Annotated in this window: 12 protein-coding genes and 1 CRISPR repeat array; of the genes, 11 read left to right on the top strand and 1 reads right to left on the bottom strand. The window is 41.8% G+C overall.

Annotated elements, in window-relative coordinates:
• The 8 genes from cas1 to VB733_RS26635 form a co-directional block, all read left to right on the top strand.
• A partial coding sequence (gene cas1 / locus VB733_RS26675) for a type I-MYXAN CRISPR-associated endonuclease Cas1 (RefSeq protein WP_323343070.1) occupies window positions 1–1365 on the top strand: 1365 nt, incomplete at its 5' end.
• 67 nt (window positions 1366–1432) lie between these two features.
• The gene (gene cas2 / locus VB733_RS26670; RefSeq protein WP_323343069.1) at window positions 1433–1726 is read left to right on the top strand and encodes a CRISPR-associated endonuclease Cas2; all 294 of its coding nucleotides are present in this window, start codon (window positions 1433–1435) and stop codon (window positions 1724–1726) included.
• A gap of 260 nt (window positions 1727–1986) precedes the next feature.
• Window positions 1987–2307: direct repeats of the CRISPR family, unit length 36 nt; unit sequence GTGTTTTTACCTTTGATGCCGTAAGGCGTTGAGCAC.
• Window positions 2308–2403: 96 nt separating this feature from the next.
• Window positions 2404–2550: a hypothetical protein gene (locus VB733_RS26665; RefSeq protein WP_323343068.1), complete on the top strand. Its 147-nt coding sequence runs from the start codon at window positions 2404–2406 to the stop codon at window positions 2548–2550.
• A gap of 26 nt (window positions 2551–2576) precedes the next feature.
• The gene (locus tag VB733_RS26660) at window positions 2577–2816 is read left to right on the top strand and encodes a MarR family transcriptional regulator (protein WP_323343067.1); all 240 of its coding nucleotides are present in this window, start codon (window positions 2577–2579) and stop codon (window positions 2814–2816) included.
• A gap of 35 nt (window positions 2817–2851) precedes the next feature.
• Window positions 2852–3196, top strand: a complete 345-nt coding sequence (locus VB733_RS26655) for a hypothetical protein (RefSeq protein ID WP_323343066.1) — start codon at window positions 2852–2854, stop codon at window positions 3194–3196.
• 611 nt (window positions 3197–3807) lie between these two features.
• Window positions 3808–5241 (top strand): hypothetical protein, encoded by a 1434-nt coding sequence (locus VB733_RS26645; RefSeq protein ID WP_323343065.1) that lies wholly within the window; start codon window positions 3808–3810, stop codon window positions 5239–5241.
• The gene (locus VB733_RS26640) at window positions 5238–6116 is read left to right on the top strand and encodes a terpene synthase family protein (RefSeq protein ID WP_323343064.1); all 879 of its coding nucleotides are present in this window, start codon (window positions 5238–5240) and stop codon (window positions 6114–6116) included. The genes VB733_RS26645 and VB733_RS26640 overlap by 4 nt, the downstream gene beginning before the upstream one ends.
• A 28-nt stretch (window positions 6117–6144) precedes the next feature.
• The gene (locus VB733_RS26635) at window positions 6145–7521 is read left to right on the top strand and encodes a cytochrome P450 (RefSeq protein ID WP_323343063.1); all 1377 of its coding nucleotides are present in this window, start codon (window positions 6145–6147) and stop codon (window positions 7519–7521) included.
• Between the two features lie 142 nt (window positions 7522–7663).
• Here VB733_RS26635 and VB733_RS27540 read toward each other — a convergent pair whose 3' ends face one another.
• The gene (locus VB733_RS27540) at window positions 7664–7744 is read right to left on the bottom strand and encodes an excalibur calcium-binding domain-containing protein (RefSeq protein ID WP_416336355.1); all 81 of its coding nucleotides are present in this window, start codon (window positions 7742–7744) and stop codon (window positions 7664–7666) included.
• Between the two features lie 238 nt (window positions 7745–7982).
• Here VB733_RS27540 and VB733_RS26630 point away from each other — a divergent pair, with 238 nt between their 5' ends.
• The 3 genes from VB733_RS26630 to VB733_RS26620 all read left to right on the top strand — a co-directional run bounded on the left by VB733_RS26630 (window position 7983) and on the right by VB733_RS26620 (window position 10054).
• The gene (locus tag VB733_RS26630) at window positions 7983–8477 is read left to right on the top strand and encodes a hypothetical protein (protein ID WP_323343062.1); all 495 of its coding nucleotides are present in this window, start codon (window positions 7983–7985) and stop codon (window positions 8475–8477) included.
• A 585-nt stretch (window positions 8478–9062) separates the two neighbouring features.
• Window positions 9063–9656 (top strand): ParA family protein, encoded by a 594-nt coding sequence (locus VB733_RS26625; protein WP_323343061.1) that lies wholly within the window; start codon window positions 9063–9065, stop codon window positions 9654–9656.
• The gene (locus tag VB733_RS26620; protein WP_323343060.1) at window positions 9653–10054 is read left to right on the top strand and encodes a hypothetical protein; all 402 of its coding nucleotides are present in this window, start codon (window positions 9653–9655) and stop codon (window positions 10052–10054) included. The genes VB733_RS26625 and VB733_RS26620 overlap by 4 nt, the downstream gene beginning before the upstream one ends.
• Window positions 10055–10347: the final 293 nt, after the last annotated feature.

Genomic DNA, 10347 nt, shown 5'->3' with positions numbered 1-10347 from the left:
ATTCTTGCCTATTGCTGTTTACTCGAATCAGCCCTTGGTATCCCTATCAAAGAAGGTCGCATTCGCTACCATGCTGATAATGTAATGGTTCACGTACCCCTGGATGATACTGGACGGGCAATGGTTAGAGAAGCTGTTGAAAAAGCAAGGCAACTTAGGCAATCTATTCATCGACCACCAGTAACCGATAACGAACGTCTATGTGCCCGTTGTTCTCTTTCTCCCGTATGTTTACCCGAAGAAGCACGCTTGGTGCATGACAAAGAATGGCAACCAATCCGCTTATTCCCTGAAGACGATGACAGGCAAATAATTCACGTTCTCGAACCAGGAACTAGCGTTGGTCGAACTGGAGAGCAAATCAAAATAGCCCGTCGCCACCAACCATTAGAAACAGTTCCAGCCCGACAGGTCGCTCAATTGGTGCTGCACAGTTTTTCCCAGGTTTCCACCCAAGCGCTGCATTTTTGTGGCGAACAGGGAATTGGCGTACATTTTATCTCCGGTGGCGGGCGTTATCTCGGTAGTTTCGACAGTCGCCAGGGTAGTATTCAACGCCGAATTTGCCAGTATAGTGCCTTTGCCGATGGTGATACTTGCTTGGAACTGGCACGTAGATTGGTGGCTTGTCGTGCTCAAGGACAGCGTAAGTTTTTGATGCGAGGGAGCGGAAAGTTGCGTGCGCGGGATACCCGCGTTGAGCAAACTTTTCAAGACAAGGGAAAGAGCAAGGGTAGTGAGAGGTTGACGAAAGCCATTTCCCAAATGAAAGCGGTGCTGAAACTTGTTCCCCAAGCAAAATCTTTGGAATCTCTTTTGGGATATGAAGGGAATTTAGCTGCATTATATTTTGATGCTTTACCTGATTTGATTTCACCAGATGCACCACAGGAAATGGTTTTCGATGGCAGAAACCGCCGTCCACCCAAGGATCGGTTTAATTGTCTCTTGGGGTTTGGGTATGCTTTGTTACTTAAAGATGTAATGAATGCTATCTTGACAGTTGGACTAGAACCTGCATTGGGATTTTACCATCAACCTCGTTCTCAAGCTGCACCATTGGCTTTGGATTTGATGGAAATTTTTCGAGTTCCTTTGGTAGATATGACTGTGATGGCTTCTGTGAATCGCAACCAGTGGGATGTGCGAGATGATTTTGATGTGCGCGGACAACAGGTTTGGTTGAGCGAAACTGGTAAGCGCAAGTTTGTGGAAATCTACGAAAATCGCAAACAGGAAACTTGGAAGCATCCAGCCACGGGTTATTCCCTCACCTACCGTCGGTTGTTGGAGTTGGAAGTGCGATTACTGGAAAAGGAATGGATGGGTGAGGGTGGTTTGTTTGGTCAGTTGATTGTGCGGTGAGGAAGTTCCAGTTTTGTCGGCTTCCGTCAGATCGAAATTTCCAAAAATGCAAAGGTGAGGTGATGAGATGGGAGAAATCCGAAATTGCTACATTATTTGCTACGACATTCGCTGTCCCAAACGTTGGCGTAAAGCTTACAAACTTTTGGAAGGGTATGGGGATAGGATACAGTATTCCATTTTTCGCTGTGTGATGAATCAAAGAGACCGAGAAAAATTGCGTTGGGAGTTGGAGACAATTTTGGCAAAGGAGGATTGTATTTTGTTCGTGCGGTTGAGCGATCGCTGTGTGCAGGATATACCCAAATACAATCGACCAGGTACATGGGAAAATACAGACAAACCTTTTTTGATTGTTTGAAAATGCAGGCATCTCTGTTTGTTTGAATTGTCAAGTTGGTGTAGTTGCTGAAAGCTTTGTAAATGGGCTATTTGAGAATTTTTAGATTGCGTTCGATGCTTGCAAAATCCTCAAGTGCTTTTACTTCAAGGGTTTTGGGCAATTTACTCGGTTTGTTGTTTGGGATTTTTTGAGAATTTTTAATGTTATGTTGGTTTTCTGGGGAGGTGCTTGTAAACTTGGACTAGAGCGCTTATTTGTTAAGCTTTTCAGCTATCACTGTGTTTTTACCTTTGATGCCGTAAGGCGTTGAGCACGTTTATCTAGAGTTGGTATTGGTATTGGTGGTAATTGTGTTTTTACCTTTGATGCCGTAAGGCGTTGAGCACAAGTAGCCGATACACTTGGTTGTAGCTTTTTAGAGTGTTTTTACCTTTGATGCCGTAAGGCGTTGAGCACCGACTTACTCCAATGTTCAATTCTGGATTATTCAAGTGTTTTTACCTTTGATGCCGTAAGGCGTTGAGCACCAAGTTTCATACTTTTAACTGTGGCGTTGTCACCTTGTGTTTTTACCTTTGATGCCGTAAGGCGTTGAGCACTTGGATTTATTTGATGTCTTTGGCAAGAAGTTAACTGGTTAAACCTCAGCCCTCAGAAAATCTGGTTTCTTAGAAGAGGGTTGTCCTGGTTGTCGGTTGCTGATACTCAACATCGATAAGTTTGCAGCGCTGCCGGAAAAAGTACAAGTTTTGGTGCAAGAAGGATTTGATATAGTTGAAAGGACTCAGGAAGAAGCACAAAGAATAAATAATGCGCTGATAGAAGAATTGGTGCTGGGTTAAGTGTATCGTGCTTTTTGGACAGATTAATGGAACGTAAATATACCGCAAAACAAGGACAATACTTAGCTTTTATTTACTACTACACGAAGCTCAATGGTTATCCACCATCTGAGGCTGATATGCAACGTTATTTTAAGACAACATCACCTACAGTACACAGTATGGTGGTAACTTTGGAAAAGCTGGGATTAATTGAGCGAGTACCCAGACAAGCCCGTACCATTCGCGTGCTATTACCAAGGGGAGAACTGCCAGATTTAGATTAATAAAAGTATTAAAATAGCTAATCAAAAATAAATTTATGCGAATATTATTGATTGCCAATACTATTTTTGAAGTGGGAGTAGGCATTGTATTTCTGTTTTTTCCCACTCTAATTATTAAAGATAGTGCCTTAGCGATTTCTTTATTGCGGATAATTGGATGTGGTGCTTTAGCTTTCGGTGTTTTGAGTTTGTTAATGATGAATGTAACCGATATAAAAGTATTGCAACCGGGGTTAATTGCGTTATCTATTTTCCATACTCTAGCAGCAGCCTCACAAATTTATGGCTTGACAAATGGCACAGCTAATATACCCGTAATTATTGCACATTCATTGTTTGCAGTTTCGTTTCTCGGTGTTTCCTGGCAGCAAATTAGATGAAAGCGAAAGTAATGCTTAAACAAAAATCATAAACAAGATATATTAGGAAAATAATTTATAGTTAAAAAAAGAGCCATAACTTACTGTGAAATAACCACTGTTCCAGAAACTATACCCGAAAATTTACCTTCTTGTGATGACGAATCTGCAAGGTAATCTCAACAAACTATTAGGTGATTTATTTGATACTTTATTAGGAGGTACTAGAGTTTCATTTCTAAACATAACCGCACTAAATGCCTCTATATACAATAGTTTTGGGTGTATTTACGAATATACTGTCAAACACTTTATTGCGAAAATTATGTTTGAAGTGAAAGTTAGTGTCGAAAACTATTTAACAAAATTTCAAGGATGAATGTACCAAAATTTAAGATACGATAATTTCAATAAATGTATATATAGTAATGACAAATTCACGTATGCAACCAGGGTACGGCAGCTACTCATTAGACTGATCAGCATTTGTTGATAAGTTATTGAAGCATCTATTACTCATATATAGTTGCAGGCTAAGGAACTTAGCCTGACTGACAAATCCTGTCATTACTTACACCTTCAGAATTAGCAGACATTCCAACTGTTGGATATTACTTCTGTGGATTTAGAGGGTGGGTACAGCAGGTGAGTATTCCAAACAGACCAACAAAATGTTTTTCAATTCAGCTATGGCGGAATGTTTGCCTATTTCATGTGACGAAGCATCTACAGTAGAACTCACCAGAACATTGCAGGCTGCATATCAATACCTGACTCGGTGTAGTGAGTCCGAATACGGCTTACAGATGAGTATTGCCTTAGATAGCCAGTTTAACAATTCCCTGAGCTTAGGGGTGATTACGGTGGGAGAGTTTCCTAGCAATATGCCCCTGTGGCAGGTGGAGGCGTGGAAATACAATATTCTGCCAAAACTAAAGGATCAGCTTGGATGTGCCCTGACCCTAGAAAATTTTACACAAATGCTAGCGCTTAAATTTTTGCATGGGGTATCCCTGCAAACCGATTTCAATTTAGCGCAGATGCAACAGCGTTGGGCACAAAGTATTCTCAATTATGGATTACTCAGCCCAGACTGTTGGCGTTTTCTGTTCTTCAGAACCAAGGACTTTGCCGCAGATACAGATTGTCTTGGGGTTGCTCTAGCTGGTCTGTATGCCTGTGGAGCGATTAATGACTGTATGCTAGCTAGGGGTGCTTTTGAGTTACTTTCTAGTGCCTCTGTGCGGGAAGTTTCAGACGCAGATAACGAAGCTTCTGTCAATGAGCGTCAGGACAGCTTAGTTAAGGGAGTACTAAAGACTTATTTTGAAGATCAAACCTTTGTTCTTTACCAACAACATAGCGAGCGGGCAAATGAACGCTCCCAGGCAAAATTCCGTGGTTGCAAGCACGATCTAGTGGCAGTGGTGAATGCTATGTTGCCTATTTTGCAAACACTACAGGTGGGAATGTGGGAGCTAGATAATTTGATACAACTGCAAGAATATGCTGAGAACCTTAGCCACACAGATAACACAACGATCTCCGAGATTCTCTGTGCTAACTGGGGCTATATTGCTAATCACTTAAATCAGATAGAGAAGGGAGGGACTCGTTATTACCCCTACAGTGAAACTTTCCTATGCTGTTTGTCGGAGTTGTTTTTATATTGTCCCCAACAGACAGCAGCAGCCATCAGTGCCAGCGTCTTCAAGGCAAAGGTTGCCTATTTTCTAGCAACGGTGAATATTCCAGAGAACCCACTGCATCAAAACCCACTTCGTTTAGCGCAACTAGTGATTGCAGCGGATAACTACAATACAATTTATCCACAGATGCCCCTAGATCCGCAGTCCATTCTAGCAGCCAAGCAACTTCTACTGAGCCAGGTGAGGCAAGATGGCTCCTGGGCTCCTTTTCCTTACTTCACTCTGGGAACCAATCACCAAGTCTTCTTTGGTAGTGCGGTAATAACGACAGTATTTGCCATCCGGGCATTGGAAGGTTCTAATGCAGTAAACAATAAACAAGCACTTGACTTAAAAGGCAATTTGGAGGGAATATGACTTCAAACTATATGGAAACTGTAAGCCAGTACCCTGAGATGATACCTAAAGCCTTTGACCAGTGGTTACGGACATTTGGTATCCAAGAAGAAATTGCACCCATTTTATTTACAGTTACTAGTTGGGTGAAAATTGCTTCACCCCCAGAGGTGAGACCGGAACAGCTAACTCTAGCTTGCATGGACTTAGCTGTTTCATTTTTCTACCTTGATGATTACCAAGGCGAAGATTATTTAGAACTGCTCGAAGACTTTAGTAGGAATCTTGCAAGTCAGTCTCCGAAAACATCGCGACCCATTGTCATAGCTCATGCAAACCTGCTGCAACAGTTTTGGGAGTTCGGACAACCGATGGATTATTTTCTTGAATCCAGACAAAAGCTACTAACAGAGTACTCTTTTAGAAATCGTGTCATACGTGGAGAGCAAAAGATTGATTTTCAGAGGTATATGGAATGTCGCCGTACGACTATTTATGTAGATGGATGGTTTTCGCTTTGGTTGCTGCTGGAAAATATCCAACTTACGCCTTGGGAACGACGCACTTTAGCATCTACCGAGGCTGTTAAGCTTTTGACAACTTTTTATATCTTCGATAACGAACTCCATTCAATCGACCGTGATATTTCGAGTGGTGTACCAAATCTTGTTGTTCTCCTTAGTAATGAGCAAAGTATCTCACTGAATGCTGCGATCGCAAAACTTACACAAAATTTGGATGAAGCGAAAGGTGGCTTTATCAAAGCTATAAACATGCTCCTAGCTTCAAGTTCAACAGATAACTTGCGCCGGTGCGCCCAAATACTGCGTTGTAGCTTTGAGTGTGCAACAGCTTCAAGACGTGAAAACCCAGAACGCTACATGCAAGTAAAATAACCCAAATATCTCACAGAGGAAAAAGATCGTGCGAACTGTACCTACTATCGAAACACCCATGTTTTTACAGGCAGCTCAGTGGCTTTTCGATCCATTGAACTACTTAACAGCAAACTTTAAACGTTACGGAGATATTTTCAAAACTCATGGGATGTTGTTGGGTGATAACAGCCCTGTAGTTGTGATCAGTGATCCTAGTGCCATTCAATATTTGTTAACTCATGATTCTGGCAAAGAATTATCAGCTCCGGGTGATGCTTATGAGTTAATGGTACCAATAGTCGGGCGGCAAAATACACCACTTGCAAGTGGTAACGAACACCGCCGTCGCCGCAAATTGCTCATGCCTCCATTTCATGCAGAACGGGTTAAAGCCTATGCACAGAGCATTCAGCAAATTACTCAAGAAGCTTTGGCGCAATCTTTAGCCGACAAATTTGTGGATGTCCGTAAACTGATGGGAAAAATCACTATGCGGATGATCTTGCAAACAGTATTTGGAATGCACAGCGGTGAATGTTACGAAAATTTAGAAAGATTATATACTCACCGGCTGGATATGATCAGTACACCCTGGAGTTCGATATTTTTTTATCTTCCTTGGATTCAAAATGATTTTGGTTCTTGGAGTCTTGGGCATAGTTTTCACAAGTTAACTAAAGAGATTGATCAAATACTGTTTACCAATATTCAGGAGCGACGCACTCACCCAAATCCAGACCGATCTGATATCCTTTCTCTACTGCTGTGTGCTAAAGATGAGGATGGTCATGGTTTAACTGACCAAGATTTGCGGGATGAACTGATGGCTTTGATGATGGGAGGCTATGAAACTACAGCCACATCTTTAACCTGGGCAATCTACTGGATTTATTCCTTGCCAGACGTGAAAGAAAAGTTGCTGACGGAGTTGAATACTGTTGCGACTCAAACTGACCCTACTAAATTTATGAGCCTACCCTATCTCAATGCTGTCTGTAATGAGGCTATGCGTCTTTATCCTCCCTTGATATTAACTCTGCCTCGTCGGGTAGAAAAGCCGTTGGAACTCTGTGGCTACCAGTTAGAACCAGGTACTTTAATCATGGGTAGCATTTATTTGATCCATCACCGTGAAGAACTTTACCCTCAGCCCCATAAGTTCTCCCCAGAACGATTTCTGGAACGACAGTTTTCTAATTACGAGTTTTTGCCATTTGGTGGGGGAGTCCGTCGTTGTATTGGAGCCGCCTTAGCTCATGCAGAGATGAGAATTGCTCTTGGTACCATTCTCACCCAGTTTGACCTCTCCCTGATTAACGACCGTCCAATTGTTCCTGCACGTCGGGGTATTGGTCTTGCTCCAAGTACTTCTGTGCAAATAAACATAAAAAACATGCAACAGATCCCAGCAATGTGCAACTAGCTGCCGTACACTCAGTCGTGGAAAAAACCTTTCCGTAAGTCTCCATAAATAATTCAGCCGCTAAAGTTCATCCATGTTTTTCTATACCCCAGGTCGGCGCAAAATTTTTGGTTTAACTTGAGGCGATCGCTTGTTCTACACATTACCGATTTGCCGATTCACAAGCAACCCCATCATTATCTCGATCCAACCGCTTTGCCCAGGGGTTAGCTACAACATCGATATTTTCAATTCCCCTAGCGCGTAATCCCTTATAACTACGCTTGTGCGCTTAATTTAGTACGGTTAGATGCTTGGCTAAATGGTATACCTCTTGCTAAAACTCGCTCATCTCGTTTCAAACAATTCCAACCCCAAGGTGATTAAAGAATAAGTCAAAGCAACTATACCATGTAATACACGGTTGACAACTACTAAAAAGATTTTTAAAATTTCCGTGTATTACATGGTGGGTAGATCCTATGAAAAAGATGAAAAGGGATATTCAGGGGAAGTTTGCGATTAAAAGCTCGGACTACCGGGAGGTGCGTTCTTTACGACTAACAGATGATACCTGGAATGCGTTAGGTATCGCCTCTGAATGCTTGGGATTAACCAGGGCTGACTATCTAGAGGAAATAGTTAGAAGTAACCTGACTCCATGTATTACACGGGAAAATTCAAATATTTCTACTTCTAATACACAGAATTTTTCTGAACCATTGCCGAGTATTACACGGTACGATCTGGAGATTCCGAGGCTCCGAACCCAAGTACAGAATCTTCAAAAAGAAAATTTAGAGCTTAAGGAACGGTCAGCCATTAATTTTGTGCATGACATTGTAGATTTTGAAGCAATACGCGATCGCATTTTATTTGAATTGAAGTTGGGACGGCAAGCTTCAGCTTACAAAGCAGCACAGAAGTCCCTTAATCGATTTATTCAAGAAATAAAACTTCTGGTTGACAGTTTCTGATTAGTGCCAAAACTGCTGCAAGAAGTCACTCACAATTTCTCCAGATTGATTGGTTTTTATCACTTTTTAATGTTAAGCAATATTTCGCCAACAGTGTCTTAAATGTTTTAATCCCGTTGCCGGGAATCGTAAGGTTTCAAGCTTATAGTTTTAGAGTTTTGCGTATTCAACAACCCGAATGTTTATATACCCAACAGTTCAAATATTTAGCTACTGACATACTCAAACTTTTGACAATCAGGATACTCCTTGCCGAGATTAGTGTCAGCTTTTCAACTTTTGCGTACTCAAAAAGCTAAATATTTAAGTATTTGAATTTTCAGCCTTCTAGCAGGTTGCGTACCTGAATATTTTTGGTATCATCTATCTGCTAACTTAAATTGTTATACGTTTGCGTACTCAAAAGTGTAAACATTTGGCTATGCAAGTAGCCAAAAATCTAGCAGTTTGCATATCTCAAAATTTCTGGTATTATTTCACACATATTTTTGCCCACTCACATTGTCAAACTTTCGCGTACTCAAAAGTGTAAATATTTAGTAACGTGAATATTCAAGTATTTAATAACCTAACAATGCGATCGCTATGATTATTACTGTTGCCTCATTCAAAGGGGGTGTGGCAAAAACCACAACATCTATTCATCTGGCAGCTTACCTGCAAAATAAGGGAGAAACATTATTAATAGATGGCGACCCTAACCGTTCAGCAAGTGGTTGGGCAAAGCGGGGGGAATTAACGTTTAAGGTTGTTGATGAGAGACAAGCAGCCAAATTTGCCCCCAGATACCAACATATTGTGATTGATACCCAAGCCCGACCGGAGCGGGAAGATTTAGAAGCATTGGTGGAGGGATGCGATTTATTGGTGCTACCAACTACCCCCGATGCTTTATCCCTTGATGCCTTGATGCAAACCGTTGATACGTTAAAAACTTTGGGTGCTGATAAATTTCGTATTCTCATCACTCGCGTACCACCCAAACCCAGACGCGATGGTGAGGAAGCACGAGAAATGTTGCTAGAAGCAGGATTGCCAGTATTCCAGGGAAGTATTCGCGATGCGGTGGCATTTCAAAAAGCCGCATTAGCTGGGATATCAGTAGATAAAGTGACAGATGCCAGAGCAAAAATTGCATGGCGAGATTATCAAACGGTTGGGAAGGAGATATTGAAATGAGTAAATTCAAAAGTATTTTGACTGCGGCAAAGGAGAATTCAACTGAAGTTGAACCGGAAGCAGTAACGCCAGAAGTGGTATTACAAGTACCTGTTCCCGAACCAACGGTCGAAATCAAACCAGAACCCGAATCATCCAAACCAGCCAAACAGAAAAGTTCCAAACAAAAGCCGAGCGAGAAACCAATCCAAGCTAAACCAACCGAAACAACCGAACCCAAAAAAATGGGAAGACCCAAGGGTAAGCGGTCTGACCCCGACTATGAACAGGTAACGGCTTATATAAAAAGTGGAACCTATACCAACGTCAAAATTGAACTGCTCAAAGAAGGGCAAAAGCGGGAGTTTAGCGAACTTATTCAGGAACTACTCGATGATTGGTTAGATTCGCGTAGCTGAACTTTTGAGTACGCAAAAATCGAATTTTTGAAAGTTTGCAACTGTGCGTAGAAGTCGCACAAAGAGCAGCCCACATGAAGGCATAAAAGGCTGGTGGAAGCAAAAACAACCCTGCAAATCCTTTATATATAAGCTTTTTGAGCATTGCTGCCACTGATAGCAGCAATGCACCGCGCTGTTTTTCAGTATATTTATCTGGCTTTTTGGCTGTGGTCATAGATTTTGGTCGTGGTTGGAGTAAAGGTCTAAAAGATAGCGATCGCTTACATCGGGTGCTAGCGTCACTCTATGGG

This window comes from Calothrix sp. UHCC 0171 (assembly GCF_034931845.1).
Classification (GTDB): domain Bacteria; phylum Cyanobacteriota; class Cyanobacteriia; order Cyanobacteriales; family Nostocaceae; genus Brunnivagina.
This window is presented reverse-complemented; position numbering and strand designations above follow the sequence as displayed.